Here is a 19,147-nt window from a genome sequence, read left to right as displayed (position 1 = left end):
CCGCGCGAAGCGAGTTCCGGCGCGGGTTCTAGGATCGCGGCGTGCGTTTCGTGCTTGCTTCGGCTTCTCCCGCCCGGCTGTCCGTGCTGCGCTCCGCGGGCATCGAGCCGCTGGTTCGGGTGTCCGGCGTCGACGAGGACGCGGTGACCAGGGCGCTCCCGGCGCCGAGCCCCACCGAGGTGGTCACCGCGCTGGCCACCGCGAAGGCCGACGCCGTCGTCGCCGAGATCGCCCACGAGGTTCCCGACGGGGTCGTGGTCGGATGCGACTCCATGCTGCTGACCCCGGACGGGGAGATCGTCGGCAAGCCCGGCACCGCCGAGGTGGCCGCCGAGCGCTGGAAGCGCAATGCCGGTTCCCGCGGCGAGCTGATCACCGGGCATTCGATCGTCCGGCTCAGGGGTGGCGAGGTGACCGGGCGGGCCGACGGCCACCTCGGCACGACCGTCCGCTTCGGCGAGCCCACCGATGCCGAGCTCGACGCGTACCTGGCCACCGGCGAACCGCTGCACGTGGCGGGCGGCTTCACGCTGGAGGGGTTCGGCGGCTGGTTCATCGAGGGCGTCGACGGCGATCCGTCCAGCGTGCTGGGCATCAGCCTCCCGCTGACCCGCAAGCTGCTCGCCGAGGTCGGGGTCAGCGTCACGACCCTGTGGAACAAGCCCTCCGCGTGACGCCTCCCGCGCGGTGGCCCCCGCCGAGGGCGCGGACCCGCGCATTCGCACGCCCTGGCGACCGGCGCTGCGCCAGCGCTGCGGGCCCTGCTGATCCATCCAGGTGAACACGAACACAATTCATGCCTCCCGGGACTTCATGACCCGTTCGAGTGGTTATGAATGTTCGCAATGGGTTCCTCGCGACCGCTCTACCTGACCTCGCGCCTGCACGTCGATCTGCGACGGCAGGCCAGCTGCGTCTGTCGCTGACCCGCATCCGGCCCGTTCGCGATCTCGCGCGGCCGGCGGGTCATCGAACCGCTGCGGTCCTCCGCCGCCGGCGCCCGCCCGCGCCGCCTCGGCACCAACCCATCTTGTGATTCCGGGAGACACCTGTGTCCACTTCCGCCGGCTCCGCTGACGCCGGACCCACCTCCGCCGGGCGAAAGCCCCTGCGCTTCAACCCCAAGCTGTTCGCCATCGCCGTGGTCGCCTCGCTCGTGCTCGGTGCGCTGCTCGGCTGGATCGCCAAGCGAACCGGCGCCGACTGGCTGATCACGACGCTGGACACGATCGGCTCGACGTTCACCGACCTGCTCAGCTTCACGGTGCTTCCGCTGATCTTCACCGCGATCGTGGTGGGCATCAACAGCCTGCGCGACGTGGGTGGCGGGCGAACCGCAGCCCGCCTGGGCGGCAAGACCGCGCTGTGGTTCGCGATCACCTCGCTGATCGCGGTGACCATCGGACTGGTCGTGGCCAGGTTGTTCAACCCGGGCCTCGGGCTGGTCATCGAACCCGACCCGGAGAAGCTCCAGGCCATCGGCGAGAAGACGCAGGGCTCCTGGCTGGACCTGGTCACCGGCCTGGTGCCGGACAACCTGATCAGCGCCTTCTCCGAGGGCGAGACGCTGCAGGTGGTGTTCATCTCGCTGATCATCGGCGCCGCCGCGTACAGCCTGGGCGACAAGGCCGCTCCGTTCGTCGAGTTCAACAGGTCGGCCTTCGAGATCATCCAGCGCGTGCTCGGCTGGATCATCCGCCTCGCCCCGCTGGGCACCCTGGGCCTGATCGGCAACGCGGTGGCCACCTACGGCAACGAGTTCTTCGTGCCGCTGCTGAAGCTGATCGGCTCCACCTACCTGGCCTGCGCGCTCGTGCTGTTCGCCGTCTACCCGCTGCTGCTCGGGCTGGTGGCCCGGGTCAGCCCGGCCAAGTTCTTCGCCAAGGCCTGGCCGACGCTGCAGTTCGCGTTCGTCTCCCGCTCCTCGGGCGCGAGCGTGCCGCTGAGCAAGCAGACCGCCGAGAACCTCGGCGTGCCCTCCTCGTACGCGAGCTTCGCGGTGCCGCTGGGCAGCACCACGAAGATGGACGGCTGCGCGGCGATCTACCCGGCCGTCGGATCGATCTTCATCGCCAACCTCTTCGGCATCCACCTGGGCCCGGCCCAGTACCTGACGATCGTGGCCGTGGCCGTGTTCGGCTCGATCGCCACGGCGGGGGTGACCGGCTGGTTCACCATGCTGACCCTGACCGTCGGCGCGCTCGGCTTCCCGCCCGCCGCCGTGGCCACCGGCATCGCCATCGCCTACGCGGTCGACCCGATCATGGACATGATGCGGACCATGACCAACGTCGCCGGTCAGATCACCGTTCCGGTGGTCGTCTCGCGAACCGAGGGCATCCTCGACGACGAGGTCCTCGCCGCGCCCGCCAACCCGGTGGTCACCGACCGCTCGCTGGCGAGCGCCTGATCCCGCCGTCCGGTGAGCGCGCCAGCTCCGGCTGCGCGTTCACCGGACCGGAAAAACCGGGCGCTGCGTCTCCTGCGCCGAGCTCGGGCTCCGTAGGATGACGGATGTGGACAGCGGTCGACGGGGCAGGAACCTCCGCATCGGTGACCCCGAGCGGGAGCAGGCGATGAAGCTGCTCGGCGAGCACTTCTCCGCCGGGCGGTTGGAGATCCACGAGTACGACGAGCGCTGCCAGCAGATCGCGCAGGCGCGGTTCGGCTCGCAGCTGGACGCGCTGTTCGACGACCTCCCCGAACCCCGCCCGCGGACCGGCGAGCCCGCTCCGGTCGCCTCGGCCCGACCACCCGCGGTCGCGGGGAAGGCCGTGCTCGCCGTGGGCGCGGTGGTGCTGCTGGTGTTCCTCGTGGTGGTCGCGCGGCAGTTCGGCCTCATCCTGCTCCTGCCCCTGGTGGCGGTGTTCCTCTTCACCCGATACCGCAGGTGATGACCTAACATCACGCCGCGCGCACGCTTCGTTACGGTGAGAGTCATGCATAGCTCGCGGCCCCCCGGGACGTGGCGCCTCAGCGCGTTGCTCGGCCTCGGCGCGCTGACCCTCACCGGGTGCGGCGTCTGGCAGTCCGCGCCCGCCGCCGACACCGCACCGCCACCGCCACCCCCGGAACCTCCTCCGGCCAGCAGCACCGCCGACCCCTTACCAACGCGACCGTTCGAACTGAGCTTGCAGGACACCGACCCCTGCGAGCTGCTGTCCGAGGAGCAGCGAAGTCAGCTCGGGTTCGACCGCGAGCCGATCCCCGACTCGGAAGCGGGCTTCGGCAACGCCGCGACCTGCAGCTACCGCAACACCACCGCGAAGGTCGGCGCCCGCTTGGCGCTGATCACCACCGAGGGCATGAGCGTGTGGACCGACGACACGGCGCAAGTGGACGCCACCCCGATCTCCGTCGACGGGTTCCCCGGCCTCGTGATCAAGACCCCCGGCTTGGACCTGACCTGCAACGTCGCCGTGGACACCGCCGAGGGGCAGCACCTCGACGTGCTCTACCGGGACGACGGCGGCCAGCCTCCACCACCCGTGGACGAGCTCTGCGAAGGCGCCGAGCGGGTCGCCGAGGAAGCAGTGCGCACGCTCAAGACACCGCCGACATCGGCCCCGCCGGGGACCCGACCGTCCGAAGCCGCTCCGCAGGAGCGGGCACCGGACTCGGATCCGACCCAGTGATTCCCGCGCGTTCACACCGCGTGTGTGGATGCACCACGCTCATGGAGCACTCCCCACCGTGATCAAACCTGGTTAAGGTGTTCGAGAACGTTCGCCGGGCGGGAGCACCCGGTGCGAGGGCCCGGGCCGGAGACGTTGCGGGCCGTCGGTGCTCCGGAGACGTACCCCCTGGAGGGATGGCCGTGCCTTCAACCGGACCGTCGGAGGGCAGTTCGATCCCGGGCGCGCCCGGGGTGTCGGGAGGCTCGGCGCAGATCGAGCCCACCGCGATCCCGCGTCTGGTCAACGCGCTGCAGGACTCGCTGGACCAGGTGGGCCTGCAGATCGAACATGCCATCACCGAGCTGCGGATTCGCCCGTGGGCCGGTGACCCGGTCAGCACCGAGGCCGCCGAGCAGTTCAACGAGCGATCCGTCGGCGGCGGCGAGGACGCGCTGACCGCGCTGTGCGGATACCGCGACCAGCTGCAGGCCGCCGCCGACGCACTGGCGCAGGCCGGACTCGAATACCACCAGATCGATCAGGACAGCGCGACCGGACTGGGCGGCTAGCGAGATGAGCGACCACCGTTGGCAGGGCTACCGGCACTCGGAGCTGTACGCGCAGATCCACGACGGACCGGGCCCCGATTCCTCCACCGCGAGCGTGCACCGCTGGAGCGAGCTGACCAGGGCTCTCGAGGAGATCGACGACGGCCTGGCCGCCGCGATCACCGCGGCCGCGAGCGGATGGCAGGGCGCCGCCGCGGACAGCGCGCGCTCCGGGCTGCGCCCGCTGGGCGACTGGGCATCGCTGGCCAGGAACGCCAGCGAGGTGATGCGGGAGCGCGCCGAGCAGCAGGCCGAGTTCATCGGGCGGGCCCGCCGGGAGATGCCCCCACCCGTGCAGGTCACGAGCGAGGACCCGGGAACGGCCGTGTCGGCCCTGACCCACCTGTTCGGCGGGCAGACCGACTTCGAGCTGCAGGAGGCCGCGCAGGACGCCGCCGAGCAGCGGGCGTTCGACGTGATGCGCACCTACGAAGCCTCCACCCGGGGCAACCTCACCTCGTTGGCCTCGTTCTCCGCGCCGCCGCAGGTCGTGGTCGACGCGCCCGGCTCCCCCACCTCGGCCGGGAGCGGAGGGTCTTCGCAGATCACGGTCAGCTGGGGAGCCGTCGCCCCGAGCGCCCTCCGAGACTCGGAAGCGCGCACCGCCCCGGCCCCGCGCGAGCCGGCGGACGCGCGGGAGCGCGGTCGGCGCGGCGAGCGGGACGGCGCGGCGCGCTCCGGGCGCAAGCGGGCCGAGAACCGGGGGCACTCAGCCGGCAGCGAGGTCACCGAACGCCTCGGCCAGCCCGGGGCGTTCTTCGACGAGCCCCAGACCTCGTCGCGCCCGGTCATCGGTGGTGAGCCCGGCCGGTGAACGCTCTCGACGCCGTCGGGCGGGTGAGCCTGTCCCCCTTGGAGTTCGACGTGCTCACCGAGTACCTGCGGCTCCCCCGGGTACCGCTGGTGCTGAAGGTGCCCTCGCCCGGACGCACCTATCCCGAGCGCGCCCGGCTGGTCGAATCGGCGTGGCGCTCGCTGGGCCAGCGCGGGCTGCGCGATGTCGGCGGCCTCGATCCGGACCTGGAGCGGATGCTGCACCTGCTGGCCGCGCCGGAGCGCGAGGTGGACGGCCGGCTCTGGCTCGACCGCAGCGTGCGCGTTCTCGCGGCTACCGACGCCGAGCGCGCCGTGCTGGTGACGAAGGAAGCCGAGTCGCTGGCCCTGCGACCGGCCTCGCCCACCGGGCTCCCCCGCGAAGCCGTTTCGGTGCTGCCCCCGCTACCCGCCGGCCCGGGCAGATCGGTGTCGGTGCGCAGCACCGACCTCGACGCGGCCGCGCGAGAAGCCGGGGAGAGCCCGGAGCGGCTGCCCGCCGAGCTGCGGCGCCGCGGGGTGCGCGCGGACGACGCCGAGGGCCTGGCCGAGATGGTCGCGGGCGCCACCTCCCGGGGCCAGTTCGGGGCCGCCGCTCGGCAGCGCGACCGGCGGGAACGCGCCGAGCGCGTCATCGGCTTCTTCGACACCGCGCACGGTCGCTACGCCCAGCTGCGGAGGCGATCACCGTCCGGGGAGGACTGGAGCACGATCGCCCCGGCCGACGACCCCCGGCTGATCGGTCACCTCGCCGAGCTGCTCGACGAGGTGACCGACGACCGGGATCACTCCACGGGTTCGAGCAGCTCCTGACGGGCCTCCGGGGCCGCGGCGCGCTTGGCGTCGGCGGCCTGGTCGTCGGGTTCGCTCTGCGAGTTCCGCTCCGCCTCGACGCGCTTGGTGTAGACGTCGATCTCGCGGGCCACGGTCGCCTCGTCCCAGCCGAGGACATCGGCCATGAGCCGCGCGACCGGCTCGGCGCACTCAACACCCCGGTGCGGGTACTCGATGGAGATCCGGGTCCGCCGGGTGAGGACGTCCTCCAGGTGCAGCGCGCCCTCGTGCGTGCAGGCGTAGTAGACCTCGGCCTGGAGGTAGTCCGGCGCCGCCGGCACCGGCTTGAGCAGCTCGGGGCGCTCATCGCCCGCGGCCAGCACGTCGTGGATCTGCGAGCCGTAGCGGTTGAGCAGGTGGCGGATCCGGTACGGGTGCACGCCGTGCTGCGCCGCGAGCTGATCGGCCTGGTTGACCAGCGCGTGGTAGCCGTCCGCGCCGAGCAGCGGAACCTGATCGGTGATCGAGGAAGCCACCCGCGCGGGGATGTCGGACGCCACCGCGTCCACGGCGTCCGCGGCCATCACGCGGTAGGTCGTGTACTTGCCGCCCGCGATGGCGACGAGACCGGGCGCGACGCGGGCGACCGCGTGCTCGCGGGAGAGCTTCGAGGTCTCCTCGCTCTCGCCGGCCAGCAGCGGGCGCAGCCCCGCGTAGACGCCCTCGATGTCGTTGTGCGTCAACGGCGTCGCCAGCACCGTGTTGACGTGTTCGAGCAGGTAGTCGATATCGGCCTTGGTCGCTGCCGGGTGGGCCAGGTCGAGGTGCCAGTCGGTGTCGGTGGTTCCGATGATCCAGTGGTTGTCCCACGGGATCACGAACAGCACGGACTTCTCGGTGCGCAGGATCATGCCGCTCTCGGCCACGATCCGGTCCCGGGGGACGACGATGTGCACGCCCTTGCTGGAGCGCACGCGGAACCGGCCACGGCCACCGGAGAGGCTCTGCAGCTCGTCGGTCCACACGCCGGTCGCGTTGATCACCGCGTGCGCCCGGACCTCCACCTCGTCGCCGGACTCCACGTCGCGGACCTTCACTCCCGCGACCCGGTCCGCCTCCCGGAGGAAGCCGGTGACCTGAGCGGAGGTCATGACCACCGCGCCGTACCGGGCTGCCGTGCGGGCCACGGTCATGGTGTGCCGGGCGTCATCGGCCTGCGCGTCGTAGTAGCGGATCCCGCCGATCATCGCGCTGCGCTTGAGCGCGGGCACCATCCGCAGCGCACCGGCGCGGCTGAGGTGCTTCTGGCCGGGCACCGAGCGCGAACCGCCCATGGTGTCGTACATCAGCAGGCCGGCTGCGGTGTAGGGCCGCTCCCAGAAGCGCTTGGTCAGCGGGTAGAGGAACGGCACCGGCTTGACGAGGTGCGGCGCGATGCGGGTGAGCATCAGCTCGCGCTCGCGCAGGGCCTCGCGCACCAGGGAGAACTCCAGCTGTTCGAGGTAGCGCAGCCCACCGTGGAACAGCTTGCTCGACCGGCTGGACGTTCCCGCCGCCAGGTCGCGCGCTTCCACCAGCGCTACTCGGAGCCCTCGAGTCGCCGCGTCCAGCGCGGCACCCGCACCGGTGACGCCGCCACCGATCACCACCACGTCGAACTCCTCGGAGCCCAGACGGCGCCAGTTCTCGGCGCGCCCGGCGGGCCCCAGCGCGCCGTTGATCCGGTTGTCGGTCTTGTCCTTGGACACCGCGTCCTCCTCGCTTGAATCGAGTCCCACCGTTAACCCCACCGCCGACGCGGAACGACTGTTGGTACCCGCAGCGCCCCGGTGGTCATCATGCCCGACCAGCAGTTTCCGTGCTGGGCGCAGCGCGCCCCGCGCGCTCGACCAGCGCTCCTCGGTCACGCAGCACTTCGATCTCCGCGTTCGGGGTTTTCGAATCCACGATCACGATGTCGAAGTCCTCGACGGGCGCTACCGCGTGCAGCGCGCGCCTGCGGAACTTGGTGTGGTCGACGTAGAGCACCTTGCGCTGCGCGGCGGCGAGCATGGCCTTCTTGATCTGCACCATCTCCTGCTGCGGATAGCAGCCGATCCCGTCGGTGACCGCCGAGACCGACATGATCGCCAGGTCGACGCGCAGGTTGCGCAACGAGTCCAGCGCCATGCCGCCCACGAAGGCGTCCGCCCACGGCAGGTAGTCGCCACCGATGCAGATCAGGCTGATCCCGGGAGCGTTCGCCAGTTCGTTGAAAACCCCTCGGTGGTTGGTGACCACGGTCAACGGCGCTTTCTCCGGCAGCAGGCGCGCCAGGTGCACGCCGGTGGTGGAGTCGTCGAGCACCAGGGCCTGACCCGGCTCGACCAGCTCCGCCGCTTCGCGGGCGAGCTCTTCCTTCTCGGCCTCGTTCTGCTGCAGCCGGTATTCCGAAGCCGCCTCGTACAGCAACGACGAGGCCGCCGAGACGTTCCCGCGATTGCGGTGGACCAAGCCCTGGGACTCGAGCTCGGCCAGGTCCCGGTACACGGTCATGGCGCTCGCCCCGACGGTGGCCACCAGGTCGTCGATGCGCAGGGTCCCCGCGTCCATCACCAGTTCGGTGATCTTGCGGCGGCGGTCCTGCTGCTTGCCGGACGGTCGTCGGCCGGACATGGGCGTCTTCCTCGCTCCCGATGATCAGTTGATCCCAGCGGCGCTCGGCACCGCTTGGCATCACCATACAACTTGATAAAAACACCATCTGCATCGATGCGCAACGCTTCAAATCACATGAACTATGTGATTAAGTGTTGCCCGGTAGTCGGGATCACCGCGGATCCATCCCGCTCCTCCCATCGGTGCAGCCGCTGACGGAGATGCTCGCGGACCTTCGGCGTTCTCGCGCTACCGCCGAGCGAGCCCCCGTCGGCCATCACCGCCCGACATCGGGCAACTGGCGGCAGACATGGACACGTGTTGACATGCGGCAGTACTGTCCCGGCTCGCTCCAAGTCGGACGGACACCGAACACCCGCCTGTGCCAACGGCGGCATGACGAGGGGAACGGGAACAGATGCACAGTGTTGGCGAAATCTTCTTCTGGGAGTTGTGCGGTACCGCGCTACTCACCTTGATGGGCTGCGGCGTCGTCGCCAACGTGACCCTGAACAAGAGCCTCGGCGTCGGTGGCGGGTGGCTGCTTGTCAACTTCGGCTGGGGCTTCGCGGTCTTCACCGGCGCGAGCGTTGCGGCGCCCTCGGGCGCGCACATCAACCCGGCGGTGACGATCGGCCTGGCCGTTTACGGCGACCTCCCCTGGGCGGAGGTGCCGATCTACTTCATCGCGCAGCTCCTGGGCGGGACGCTGGGCGCGATCGTGTGCTGGGCCGCGTACAAGCTGCAGTTCGACACCCACGACGACCCCGCGAACACTCGCGGGATCTTCTGCACCGGCCCGACCGTTCCGAACGCGCCCTGGAACCTGATCACCGAGATCATCGGCACCTTCGTGCTGGTGCTGTGGATCATCACCAACCCGTCGGCGACCGCGGGCGAGAACGGGGTTCCCGACTTCGGCAACTCAGCGCTCGGGTACGCGGCGGTGGCCTTCGTCGTCATCGGCATCGGCAACTCGCTGGGTGGTCCGACCGGGTACGCCATCAACCCGGCGCGCGACCTCGGCCCCCGCATCGCGTACGCGATCCTGCCCATCCGCGGCAAGGGGTCCGCGGAGTGGGGCTACTCCTGGGTTCCGGTCGTCGGGCCGCTCCTCGGCGGAGCGTTGGCGGCTTTCGTCGCACTCGCACTGCCCGCTGCCAGCTGATGTGACAAGGAAGGTTTGAGACCAATGGCTTCGTACGTCGCCGCGATCGACCAGGGAACGACCTCGACGCGCTGCATGATCTTCGACCACTCCGGTCGGGTCGTGTCCGTCGACCAGAAGGAACACCGCCAGATCTTCCCGCAAGCGGGCTGGGTCGAGCACGACCCGGTGGAGATCTGGAACAACACGCGCCAGGTGTGCGCCGGCGCGCTCGCCAAGGCCGACCTCGTCTCCTCGGAGATCACGGCCTGCGGCATCACCAACCAGCGCGAGACCACCGTGGTGTGGGAGAAGGCCACCGGCAAACCGGTCTACAACGCGATCGTCTGGCAGGACACCCGCACCGACGGGATCGTCAGCGAGCTCGCCCAGAACGGCGGTCAGAACCGCTTCCAGGCGAAGACCGGGTTGCCGCTGGCCACCTACTTCTCCGGCCCCAAGGTCAAGTGGATGCTCGACAACGTCGAGGGGGTCCGCGAGCGCGCCAACAAGGGCGAGCTGCTGTTCGGCAACATCGACACCTGGGTGTTGTGGAACAGCACCGGCGGCCCGGACGGCGGTCTGCACGTCACCGACCCGACCAACGCCTCGCGCACGCTGCTGATGGACCTGGAGACCCTCCAGTGGGATCCGGAGATCTGCGCCGAGCTGGGCATTCCGATGTCCATGCTGCCGGAGATCCGGTCCTCCTCCGAGGTCTACGGCCACTTCCGGGAGCGCGGGGTGTTCGCCGGCATCCCGATCGCGGGCATCCTGGGCGACCAGCAGGCCGCCACCTTCGGCCAGGCCTGCCTGTCGCCCGGCGAGGCGAAGAACACCTACGGCACCGGCAACTTCGTGCTGCTCAACACCGGCACCGAGCGGGTCATCAGCGAGAACGGGCTGCTGACCACGGTCGGCTACAAGATCGGTGACAACGACACGATCTACTGCCTGGAGGGATCGATCGCGGTCACCGGCTCGCTGGTGCAGTGGCTGCGCGACAACCTCGGCCTGCTCAGCAACGCCCCGGAGGTCGAGGAGGTCGCCCGCTCCGTCGAGGACAACGGCGGCGCCTACTTCGTACCCGCGTTCTCCGGGCTGTTCGCCCCGCACTGGCGTTCGGACGCGCGCGGCGCGATCGTCGGCCTGACCCGATACATCAACCGCGGCCACCTGGCCCGCGCGGTGCTGGAGGCCACGGCCTTCCAGACGCGGGAAGTCATCGAGGCGATGAACGCCGACTCGGGCGTGCCGCTCAAGGCGCTGAAGGTCGACGGCGGCATGGTCGTCAACGAACTGCTCATGCAGTTCCAGGCCGACATCCTCGGGGTTCCGGTGATTCGCCCGATGATCAACGAGACCACCGCGCTCGGCGCCGCCTACGCCGCCGGCCTCGCGGTCGGCTTCTGGGCCGGCGAGGACGACATCCGCAAGAACTGGGCCCGCGACAAGCAGTGGGACCCGATCATGTCCGAAGAGGAGCGCGAGAAGCAGTACAAGCAGTGGCAGAAGGCGGTGACCAAGACCTTCGACTGGGTCGAGTGAGCTCGTCCGCCCAGAGCGCCCCGGTGCGGATCGCTGCCGCGCCGGGGCGCTCTTCGGTCGTGCCCGGTGATTCGAACCGCCGGGCTCAGTCGAGGCAGAACTCGTTGCCCTCGACGTCCTGCATCACGATGCAGGACTCCTCCACGCCATCGGCTTCCAGCAGCCGCACGCGCACCGCACCGAGCTCGACCAGTCGTGCGCACTCGGCCTCCAGGGTCGCGAGGCGCTCTTCGCCGACGAGGCCAGCGCCGGCGCGGACGTCGAGGTGCACCCGGTTCTTGGCGACCTTGCCCTCGGGAACGCGCTGGAAGAACAACCGCGGCCCCGCACCCGAGGGATCGACGCAGACGAAGGCCGAATCCTGCTTCTCCGGGGGGAGCGAGCGATTGAACTCGTCCCAACTGGCGAACCCGTCCGGTGGTGGCGGCACGACGTACCCCAGGACCTCGCACCAGAAGCGGGCGATGCGCTCGGGCTCGGCGCAGTCGAAGGCGATTTGCACCTGCTTGACCGTTGACATCGGCCCACCGTAGCGGCGAGAGCCGTTCGGTGTAACCAAATTTCGCGACGTCGTTCGCGCCCCGCGCATCAGCGGCGGTGCACCGGGCGCATCGGGGAAGCAGGGGGCGGGTGGCGCGTGCCGTTCGCGCCACCCGCCCATGCGGCCGCCGGGCGGCGGCCGAGGGGGAGCCGTCGCTCGTTCCAGCGGCGTGGTCTCGGCCGTGCCCCTGAGCGGGTCAGTCCGGGAGGTGGGATTCGACGATCTCGACCGCCGCGTTGAGGCCGCCGGATCGTCGGATCTCGCGCCGCATCTCGCGGACCGAGCGCCGGATCTTCTCGTCGGTCGACACCCGGTCCAACGCGGTGCGCAGCTCCTCCGGGGTGACTGCCCCGGCATCGACCTGGACGCCCAGCGCGAGCTCGTCGATCCGGGCGGCGTTGGCGAACTGGTCGACCGCCTGCGGTGCCGCGATCAGCGGGACCCCGTGGTGCAGCCCTTCCATCACACCTCCCGTGCCCGCGTGGGTCAGGAACGCCGACGCCTGGGAGAGGACCCGCAGCTGCGGGATCCACTGGTGCACCTCGAAGTTGGCCGGCAGCTCGCCCAGTTCGGCCGGATCGATCGCGCGACCGGTGGCCAGGACCACGTGCCAGTCGAGATCGCCGAAGGCGAGAAGACACCTCCGGTAGAAGTCCAGCCGGTCGTTGTAGGCCGAGCCGAGCGAGATGACCAGGACCGGGCGCTCGTCCGGCGCCTGCCAATCACCCTGGAACCCCCGTTCGGAGAGCATCGGGCCGACGAACGTGAAGATCTCGTCGACCCGGTCGCCGAAGTACTGGAACGTGCGCGGGATCGTCACGATCGAGCGCACCGGGAAGCCCACGTCCCGGAAGGTCAGGTTCGTGCCCTGCTCGGCGAAGAACTCCGCGTAGCGAGCGCGCACCGCCTCCTTCTCCGGCGTCGTCTCCCCGTTGCCCATCACCTCCTCGATGCCCTCGGAGTACACGTGGGTCGGGGACAGCTGGACGCGCGGGATCACCCACTTCTCCGAGAGCACCAGCGCCGGGAAGCCCGCGATGTCGTAGATGATCAGGTCCGGGCGGTCCGCCGCGAAGGCCTCCTCCACCTGTGGGAGGACGGCCTTGGTCTCGTCGAGGAACAGCTGCTGCGCCTCGGCCTCGTCCTCCGGCCACTCGTCGCGGCTGATGCCTGCCGAACCGGGGAGCAGCGAGCGGTAGACGACCGGGGTCGCCCCGGCCTCGGTGACCTGCGGCGCGAAGTCGTGGGTGGTCGCGTAGCTGACCCGGTGGCCGCGAGCGGCGAGCTCGGCGACCAGCCCCAGGCCGGGATTGACGTGCCCGTGCGCGGGGATCGAGAAGAAAGCGATGTGGGCCGCGCGGACGTGCTGGGAGTGCTGCGCTGATCTGGACATGCCGATCCTGCTCTCTGATCTGTGCCCGGATCCGGGACGTGGGCGGGAAGAACCGACGCGCGGCGGGATCGCTGTGCCCGCGGCGCGGTGAAGCCGTCGACGACGGACTTGATCAGAGGTAGATCTGCGCCTGCATGCGATCAGCCTAAGCAGACCCCGGCCCCCGCGTCGCGTGATTTTTCCGGGGGCGGGGCTCGCCGGTTCCGAACCGATCGGCACCGGCGAGCCTCAGCCACCGAGCCTGGATGGAATTCCGCTCTGCAGTTGTCAAAGAGCGATGACGGCTCGTCGCGCGAAAACCGGCGTCGGCCACCGACGCGGAGGAGTCAGGAGGAAAGGATCAGCACGGCCGAATCCCAGGAGGAGGCCGTGCCGGTAGGAGACCGCTCTCCGAGCACCGCGGTCTGGATCGGACGGTGCGAGGACGTTGCGAACGAGGCGAATTCCGTTGGGAATTCCGATAGTGGAGCATCGCCGGTCACCTGCCGCTCGTCGCGGTGTCGAACTGACACGAACAACGCTACGGCCGGACGCGGGCGAGCGGTATTGGCCGATCGGCCATTCTTTCGCTCCGGGGATCACCGGGGCGCAGGAGCGTCACTCGCCGCGGGGACGCTGCTCCGGGGGGAGCTGGCAGGCCGGCGTGGCACCGGGCAGGCGGTACCGGTTGTCGGCCACCCACCGGTAGACGCGCTCGGCGAGTACGCGCACCAGAGGAGCCGACATCGCGCGCCCCAGCAGCGGCCAGGGCGCGCGGCAGGACTCGAACAGGTCGGCGACCGCGGCAGCTCCGCCGGAGACCCGGCCGGAGGTCGACACCCACAGCACCTCGTGGCGGGCGCGCCGCTCGTCGGTGCCCAGCGCGGCGAGGTCGACCTCCTGCCAGGGCCGCACGCGCATCCGCACCGGCAGGCGCGTGGCGAGCCGAGCGCTGCGGGTGCAGAACCCGCAGTCGCCGTCGTAGATCAGCTGGGGAAGTTCGGCGGCCATGACCACTCCCCTCCGGGACGATCAGTCCAGGTCGTCGTGCCGCATCAGCAACCGGCCCGCCTCGGTGAGCGAGCCGGACAGCGACGGGTACACCGAGAACGTGTTGGCCAGGTTGTCGACGGTCACCTGGTTCTGCACGGCCAGCGCGATCGGCAGGATCAGCTCGCTGGCGTTCGGGCCGACCACCACGCCGCCGACGACCACGCCGGTCTGCGGGCGGCAGAAGACCTTGAGGAAACCGCGGCGCAGCCCCTCCATCTTCGCGCGCGGGTTCGTGGCCAGCGGCATCATCACGGTGCGGGCCGGGACCTCGCCGCTGTCGATGGCCTGCTGGCTGATCCCGACGGTGGCGATCTCCGGGTGGGTGAAGACGTTGGCGGCGACCGTCTTGAGCTTGATCGGCGTGACGCCCTCGCCGAGGGCGTGCCACATCGCGATGCGGCCCTGCATGCCGGCCACCGAGGCCAGCAGCAGCAGTCCGGTGCAGTCACCGGCGGCGTAGATGCCCGGCACGTTGGTGCGCGACACGCGGTCGACCGGGATGTAGCCGCTGCGGTCGGTCTCGATGCCGACCCGCTCCAGGCCCAGCTCCTCGGTGTTGGGGACCGAGCCGACGGTCAGCAGGGCGTGGCTGGCCTCGACCTTGCGGCCGTCGGCGAGGTGGATGAGCACGCCGTCGTCGGTGCGCTCGACCTTCTCGGCGCGGGCGTGCTTGACGACCTCGGTGCCGCGCTCGGCGAAGACCTCCTCCAGCACGGCCGCGGCGTCGGCGTCCTCGTGCGGCAGCACGCGGTCCCGGCTGGAGATCATGGTGACCTTCACGCCCATCTCGGTGTAGGCGGAGGCGAACTCCACACCGGTGACGCCGGAGCCGATCACGGCCAGGTGCTTGGGCAGCTCGGGCAGGTCGTAGAGCTGGCGCCAGGTGAGGATGCGCTCCCCGTCGGGCTCGGCGCCCTTGAGGATCCGCGGGGTCGCGCCGGTGGCGATGAGCACCACGTCGGCGGAGAGCTCCTCGTGGCCACCGTCGGCGAGGTCGACGCCGACCTGGTGCACGGCCATGCCCTTGGTGGCGTTGGTGAACCGCGCGCGACCGGGCAGGATCCGCACGCCCTCGCGGCGGACCCGGGAGCGGATGTCGGCGGACTGGGCCAGGGCCAGGCCCTTCACCCGGCCGTGCACCACGGCGACCTCGACGTCGGAGTCGTCGTTGTTGGCCCGGATGCCGAGCTCGGCGGCGTCCCGGATGGACGAACGGGCGCCCGCCGAGGCGATGAAGGTCTTGGACGGAACGCAGTCGTAGAGCACGCACGCCCCGCCGAGCCCCTCCGGCTCGACCAGGGTGACGTCCGCTCCGTTGGATGCCGCGACCAGAGCCGCCTCGTAGCCGGCCGGGCCGCCTCCCATGATCACGATGCGGGTCACTTCGCTGTCCTCCCCTGTACCACCTTATGGGCGCCGGACTCACCGTACGCTGCGTCGAGTCCGGGCAAACCGGGTGGTAACCAGAGTGGTGAAGGCCACTTCGCCGATCGGCACCGTCCGTAATCAAGCCCGGTTCCGCGATCGCGCGCGGTGCGCCCGCGCCGAGCGGTGCGGGAAAAATTCGCGCCCAACCCTCGTTCGTGCCGTGGTCCGCTCCGCTTTTCGCGTTGGCGATCGTTACCCTGGTGCACGTGCCTCTGTACGCCGCGTACGGATCCAACATGGATCCGGCCCAGATGTTGAAGCGCGCACCGCATTCCCCGATGGCGGGGACCGGGTGGCTGATGGATTGGCGCCTGACCTTCGGTGGCGAGGATTACGGCTGGGAAGGCGCCCTGGCCACGATCGTCGAGCAACCGGGCTCGCAGGTCTTCACGGTGCTCTACGACGTCAGCCCGGAGGACGAGCGCAACCTGGACAACTGGGAGGGCGCCGAGCTCGGCATGCACAAGAAGCTCCGGCTTCGGGTGCAGACGCTGGACGGGCCCGTGCTGGCGTGGCTCTACGTGCTCGACGCGTACGAGGGCGGGCTGCCCTCGGCGCGCTACCTCGGAGTGGTGGCCGACGCGGCGGAGGCCGCCGGCGCGCCCGAGGACTACGTGGAGAAGCTGCGCACCCGCCCCTGCCACAACGTGGGACCGGGTTCGCCGCGCGACCTCTAGAGCCAGCCCCGGCCGCGCAGCTCATCGCAGAACCGCCGGTAGTTGTCCTCCAAGCGCTCGTCCGGGCGCGGGTCGACGAGCTCGGCCGCCGGGACCATGGCCTTCGCCGCCGCGCTGAGATCGGGGTGGACGGTGCCGGAAGCGGCGAGCAGCGCCGCTCCCAGCGCGGTCCCGGCTCCCTGCAGCCTCAGCACCGGCCTGCCCAGCACCGCAGCGCGGATCGCGCACCACTCGCGGCTGCGGGCGCCGCCGCCGGCGGTGCGGATCGCCCCCTCCGCGGCGGCGCCCAGCTCGGACAACCGCTCCAGGGCGAGGCGCTCGCAGAACGCGATGCCCTCCAGGCGGGCCCGGTGCTCCTCGACCCGATCGGCAGGGGTGCCCAACCGGAAGGCCTCGGCTTCGGGCGCCTGGAACGGGAACCGCTCGCCCCGACCCCGCAGCGGGTAGTCGACGACGTTCGCCGGGCCGCGGGCGAGGGCCGCGGCATCCAGATCGGCCAGCTCGCCGGGGGGCCGGTCGGCCAGCGCCGAGCCGCCGATGTTGGCGGCTCCCCCGGGCAGCCATCCGCCGTCGGGGTGCAGGTGGCTGTAGACCGCACCCGCGGGGTCGTGCACGGGCTGCTCGGCGACGCCCTTGAGCACCATCGTCGTGCCCAGCACCGTGACGAACCGGCCGAGGTCGACGGCGCCGCAGGCCAGCTGACCCGCGCAGCCGTCGGTCATGCCCGCGCGGACCTCGCAGCCCACCGGTAGTCCGGTCGCCGCGGCGGCGACGGTGCTCACCGCGCCCAGCACCGCGGTCGGTCGAACCACGTGGGGCAGCGAGCTCGTCGGCACGCGCAGCGCGGCAAGGGCCTCCTCGGCCCACTCCTCGGCCGTCGCGTCGTAACCGCTCTTGAGCGCGTGGCTGGTGTCGGTCGGCACCGGGTGACCGACCAGCTCGCGGGCGACGACGTCCGGGGTGTGGCACACCAGCTCGGCATCGGGGTGGTCGCGGACGAGCCGGCCGATCCGGGCCAGGCCGGACCCGGCCGTGGGCACCATTCCGGTGCGCCGCCAGCGGGCCTCGCCCGCCCGCCGCGCGGTGCTCGCCTCCTCCTCGGCCCGCCGGTCGTCGTACATCAGGGCCGGCCCGAGCGGTCGTCCGTCGCGATCCACCGCGACGACCGTGCCGGAGGTGGCCGAGATGGCCAGTGCGGTGATCTCGGCGCTGCGCGGGCCCAGCTGCTCGGTGCACGCGGCGAGGCAGTCGCGCACGGCGGGCCACCAGCTGTTGGCGTCCTGCTCGGAGCGCGGCCCGGATCGCTCGGGCGGCGGCAGCGCGCGCGAGGCCGCGGCGAGCAGGTTGCCCGCCGGGTCGTGCACCTGCACCCGAGCGTTGGCGGTGGCGATGTCGACGCCCGCGACCAGCTCGCCCATCACGAGGACAGCTGCTCGAGCGCGTCGGGGAGCTCGGCCAGCGTGCGCACGGCCAGGTCGGTCTCGGCGAGCTGCTCGGGCGTGGGGTTCGGCGGGGCCTCACCGCGCAGCACCCACACCGTGCGCAGCCCGACGCCCTTGGCACCGCGCACGTCGGAGTCGAGGCGGTTGCCGACGTGCACCGCGTTCGCGGGGTCCACGCCGGCTTCGCGCAGCGCGTGCCGGAAGATGCGCGGGTCCGGCTTCTCCACGCCGAGGGCTTCCGAGATCGCCCAGATGTCGACGTGCTCGGCGACGCCGTCGCGGCGCAGCGCGCGGAGCACCTCGGTCCGCTGGTTGGCGACCAGCGCGATCCGGTAGCGCTCGGAGACCAGGCGCAGCGCGGGAAGCACGTCGTCGTAGAGGCAGGAAGCCGGGTACTCCCAGTAGCGCTGCGCCAGGTCGGAGAGCCGTTCGCGCAGCGCCGGGGTGAAGAACCGCTCGGCGATCTTGGAACGCAGCGAGCCGGCCTGCTGCTGCCGGTGGTCGTCGCAGACCCGCTGGAACTCGGCCTCGTCGATGTCGCGACCCTCCTCGGCGGCGAGCTCCTGCGCGGCGCGCAGGAGGGCATCTCGGTAGGCCACGTCGTCGTAGATCGGGCCGCCGACGTCGAGGAGCACCAGGTCGATTCGCTCAGCTGTGGGCACGGGACGTCCTTCCAGTCGAGTTCCAGCCCCAAGTTAACACAAGCAGTGATTATCTTAACGGAAATTCCTGTGATAAATACCGTCATCGGGTGCCCCCGGTCAACGCCGGATCAGCGGTCGGCCAGGGGTCCGCCCAGGCGAGCCGGAGCAGTTCGGCGGCCTGCCGGGTGCCGCGGCGGTCGCGGCGGTGGTCCAGCCGCTGACCGACCAGCGCGCGGAACCGCTCGGCGCGATCCCCGAGCGCCCCGAGCGCCCGCTCCAGGCAGTCCAGCGCCCGCCGCTGCGGGCCGAGGCAGAGCAGATCGGCCAGCGCCACGTCCAGCGCGTGCACCCGCAGCCCGTCGAGCAGGTGCACGTCGACCTCGCGGATCCAGGACTGGCGCACCACCAGCCCGGTCTGAGAGCGGAGCTCGCAACCGTAGGGCACGGTCAGGTGGACGTCCTCGGGAACCGGCCCGCAGCCGTGCACCGCCACGGCCGTGGCCCCGGAGAGCACCGCGTGCTCGTCGGCGCGCAGCAGAGCGGCCGCCGCGCGGGTGCGCGGCTCCGCGGCCAGCGCCGCCGGGACCAGCACCCCGCGCCAGGGCTGCACCCATTCGCCCTCTTCGAGGGCTTCGACCACGGCCTCCTCGCCGAGCAGCCGCTCGGCTTCCCGGCGGGTTAGCGCGCCGTGCCCGGCTTGCGGCGGGCTCTGCGACGCGGGAGCGGACAGGAACTGCGGGCAGGGGATTTCGGTTCGCATACTTGTAAGAGGACCGAGAACCGCCCGCTGATACACCGGAGCGCCTGATACACCCCGTTCCGGTGGAGTTGTTCCCGGGCGAGATC

20 protein-coding genes are annotated in these 19,147 nt (G+C 71.0%); 11 read left to right on the top strand and 9 right to left on the bottom strand.

Annotated features, from left to right (window positions below; genetic code table 11):
- The first annotated feature begins 41 nt into the window (after positions 1–41).
- From ACFQRI_RS08450 to ACFQRI_RS08415, 8 genes are all read left to right on the top strand, one after another.
- Positions 42–674: a Maf family protein gene (locus tag ACFQRI_RS08450; protein WP_380666293.1), complete on the top strand. Its 633-nt coding sequence runs from the start codon at positions 42–44 to the stop codon at positions 672–674.
- Between the two features lie 162 nt (positions 675–836).
- On the top strand, positions 837–926 hold the full coding sequence (locus ACFQRI_RS08445; protein ID WP_380666291.1) for a putative leader peptide: 90 nt from the start codon (positions 837–839) through the stop codon (positions 924–926).
- Positions 927–1,108: 182 nt separating this feature from the next.
- Positions 1,109–2,410, top strand: a complete 1,302-nt coding sequence (locus tag ACFQRI_RS08440) for a dicarboxylate/amino acid:cation symporter (RefSeq protein ID WP_380666437.1) — start codon at positions 1,109–1,111, stop codon at positions 2,408–2,410.
- Positions 2,411–2,516: 106 nt separating this feature from the next.
- A complete protein-coding gene (locus ACFQRI_RS08435) occupies positions 2,517–2,894 on the top strand; it encodes a DUF1707 SHOCT-like domain-containing protein (protein ID WP_380666289.1) in 378 nt (125 codons plus the stop codon).
- A 45-nt stretch (positions 2,895–2,939) separates the two neighbouring features.
- On the top strand, positions 2,940–3,635 hold the full coding sequence (locus ACFQRI_RS08430; protein ID WP_380666287.1) for a DUF3558 domain-containing protein: 696 nt from the start codon (positions 2,940–2,942) through the stop codon (positions 3,633–3,635).
- A gap of 176 nt (positions 3,636–3,811) precedes the next feature.
- Complete coding sequence (locus ACFQRI_RS08425) at positions 3,812–4,186, top strand: hypothetical protein (protein ID WP_380666285.1); 375 nt, start codon at positions 3,812–3,814, stop codon at positions 4,184–4,186.
- A 4-nt stretch (positions 4,187–4,190) separates the two neighbouring features.
- The gene (locus ACFQRI_RS08420; RefSeq protein ID WP_380666283.1) at positions 4,191–5,039 is read left to right on the top strand and encodes a PPE domain-containing protein; all 849 of its coding nucleotides are present in this window, start codon (positions 4,191–4,193) and stop codon (positions 5,037–5,039) included.
- Positions 5,036–5,851 carry an ESX secretion-associated protein EspG gene (locus tag ACFQRI_RS08415; protein WP_380666281.1) on the top strand — a complete coding sequence of 272 codons (816 nt, stop codon included), beginning with the start codon at positions 5,036–5,038 and terminating at the stop codon, positions 5,849–5,851. The genes ACFQRI_RS08420 and ACFQRI_RS08415 overlap by 4 nt, the downstream gene beginning before the upstream one ends.
- On the opposite strand, the gene glpD is transcribed toward ACFQRI_RS08415, so the two are convergent.
- A complete protein-coding gene (gene glpD / locus ACFQRI_RS08410) occupies positions 5,824–7,560 on the bottom strand; it encodes a glycerol-3-phosphate dehydrogenase (RefSeq protein ID WP_380666279.1) in 1,737 nt (578 codons plus the stop codon). The two genes, ACFQRI_RS08415 and glpD, sit on opposite strands and share 28 nt — an antisense overlap.
- A gap of 88 nt (positions 7,561–7,648) precedes the next feature.
- A complete protein-coding gene (locus ACFQRI_RS08405; RefSeq protein ID WP_380666277.1) occupies positions 7,649–8,467 on the bottom strand; it encodes a DeoR/GlpR family DNA-binding transcription regulator in 819 nt (272 codons plus the stop codon).
- A 400-nt stretch (positions 8,468–8,867) separates the two neighbouring features.
- On the opposite strand from ACFQRI_RS08405, the gene ACFQRI_RS08400 reads away from it, so the two are divergent.
- Together ACFQRI_RS08400 and glpK are read left to right on the top strand one after the other, a co-directional pair.
- Positions 8,868–9,617 (top strand): MIP/aquaporin family protein, encoded by a 750-nt coding sequence (locus ACFQRI_RS08400; protein WP_380666275.1) that lies wholly within the window; start codon positions 8,868–8,870, stop codon positions 9,615–9,617.
- Positions 9,618–9,641: 24 nt separating this feature from the next.
- Positions 9,642–11,144, top strand: coding sequence for a glycerol kinase GlpK (gene glpK, locus ACFQRI_RS08395; RefSeq protein ID WP_380666273.1), 1,503 nt, complete (start codon positions 9,642–9,644; stop codon positions 11,142–11,144).
- Positions 11,145–11,229: 85 nt separating this feature from the next.
- Here glpK and ACFQRI_RS08390 read toward each other — a convergent pair whose 3' ends face one another.
- From ACFQRI_RS08390 to ACFQRI_RS08375, 4 genes are all read right to left on the bottom strand, one after another.
- Positions 11,230–11,664: a VOC family protein gene (locus ACFQRI_RS08390; protein WP_380666271.1), complete on the bottom strand. Its 435-nt coding sequence runs from the start codon at positions 11,662–11,664 to the stop codon at positions 11,230–11,232.
- A 217-nt stretch (positions 11,665–11,881) separates the two neighbouring features.
- Complete coding sequence (locus ACFQRI_RS08385; protein WP_380666269.1) at positions 11,882–13,078, bottom strand: macrolide family glycosyltransferase; 1,197 nt, start codon at positions 13,076–13,078, stop codon at positions 11,882–11,884.
- 597 nt (positions 13,079–13,675) lie between these two features.
- The gene (locus ACFQRI_RS08380; protein WP_380666267.1) at positions 13,676–14,068 is read right to left on the bottom strand and encodes a thiol-disulfide oxidoreductase DCC family protein; all 393 of its coding nucleotides are present in this window, start codon (positions 14,066–14,068) and stop codon (positions 13,676–13,678) included.
- A gap of 21 nt (positions 14,069–14,089) precedes the next feature.
- Positions 14,090–15,493, bottom strand: coding sequence for an NAD(P)H-quinone dehydrogenase (locus tag ACFQRI_RS08375; protein ID WP_380666265.1), 1,404 nt, complete (start codon positions 15,491–15,493; stop codon positions 14,090–14,092).
- Positions 15,494–15,744: 251 nt separating this feature from the next.
- Between ACFQRI_RS08375 and ACFQRI_RS08370 the strand changes: the two genes are divergently transcribed.
- Positions 15,745–16,215, top strand: coding sequence for a gamma-glutamylcyclotransferase (locus ACFQRI_RS08370; RefSeq protein WP_380666263.1), 471 nt, complete (start codon positions 15,745–15,747; stop codon positions 16,213–16,215).
- On the opposite strand, the gene ACFQRI_RS08365 is transcribed toward ACFQRI_RS08370, so the two are convergent.
- From ACFQRI_RS08365 to ACFQRI_RS08355, 3 genes are all read right to left on the bottom strand, one after another.
- Positions 16,212–17,633 (bottom strand): FGGY-family carbohydrate kinase, encoded by a 1,422-nt coding sequence (locus ACFQRI_RS08365; RefSeq protein WP_380666261.1) that lies wholly within the window; start codon positions 17,631–17,633, stop codon positions 16,212–16,214. The genes ACFQRI_RS08370 and ACFQRI_RS08365 overlap by 4 nt on opposite strands.
- Complete coding sequence (locus ACFQRI_RS08360; protein WP_380666259.1) at positions 17,633–18,319, bottom strand: HAD family hydrolase; 687 nt, start codon at positions 18,317–18,319, stop codon at positions 17,633–17,635. The genes ACFQRI_RS08365 and ACFQRI_RS08360 overlap by 1 nt, the downstream gene beginning before the upstream one ends.
- A gap of 82 nt (positions 18,320–18,401) precedes the next feature.
- The gene (locus ACFQRI_RS08355) at positions 18,402–19,061 is read right to left on the bottom strand and encodes a hypothetical protein (protein WP_380666257.1); all 660 of its coding nucleotides are present in this window, start codon (positions 19,059–19,061) and stop codon (positions 18,402–18,404) included.
- Between the last annotated feature and the right edge of the window lie 86 nt (positions 19,062–19,147).

Source organism: Saccharopolyspora griseoalba (genome assembly GCF_042665275.1).
GTDB classification, from domain to species: Bacteria; Actinomycetota; Actinomycetes; order Mycobacteriales; family Pseudonocardiaceae; genus Saccharopolyspora; species Saccharopolyspora griseoalba.
Note: the sequence above shows the minus strand (reverse complement) of the source record. Positions and strands in the feature narration are given on the sequence as shown.